This is a genomic window from Halorubrum sp. Atlit-26R (assembly GCF_003666015.1).
GTDB lineage: Archaea > Halobacteriota > Halobacteria > Halobacteriales > Haloferacaceae > Halorubrum.
Genome location: NZ_QPLT01000207.1, coordinates 1 through 736 on the forward strand (window position 1 = coordinate 1; position 736 = coordinate 736).

1 pseudogene is annotated in these 736 nt (G+C 59.2%); it reads right to left on the reverse strand.

From position 1 onward, the window contains the following. Positions 1-193: 193 nt before the first annotated feature. A pseudogene (locus tag DVK07_RS20160) lies at positions 194-736 on the reverse strand (hypothetical protein); the annotation flags it as partial.

Here is a 736-nt window from a genome sequence, read left to right on the forward strand (position 1 = left end):
GACCATAGCCGATTCCATGACTTACAGATGCTACGCTAACTACAAGAAGCCCGATCAATAGTTGTATATACTAATATATAATATTTGAAACCGTCCGTATCGAGGCTAAGCTCACGGATAACAACCTCCCCCACCGAGCGAAGTCGGTAGACTGAGCGAAGTAAGGTGGAGTTGTTGACCACGGTTGCTCCGGTCAGTGGGGGCGCTTCGCCGACGCGTCAGCAATCGTCTGAAACTGCGTCGGGTCTCGGAGGAACTCCTCACCCGTGTCGGTGATCGCCGACTGGTCGATGTATTCGACGCCGTCGCCGTACACCGCTAGCACGGGCTCGTCTTTGAACTCACCAATCGGGCGAGACGTGGTGCACTCTATTGCGACGTACGTCCCTCCCGGGAGGGTGGGCGCGTCCGCGTACACCGCCGGAAGGTCGTCCCTGTGAACGCCGACCAGCATGTGACCGGGAAGGATCACCATCGCGGTCCGGTAGCCGATCGCCGGCTGCGAAAGCATCCCGACAAGCAGATACGTGAGGTCCTCGCAGTCACCGCAGCCATCGACAAGCGTCTCCTCGACGGTTCGGATATAGTCCGGCGCTCCCATCGATTCCGCATCCGTCACGTATTCGAGCGAGTGTACAAGTCCGATCGCTCCGTCGAGAAGGACCGACTCAGGGAGCGACCGTCGAGCACCCTCGCCCATCGCGCTCGCGTTGACGAGCGTCTCCGTGAGTCGCTT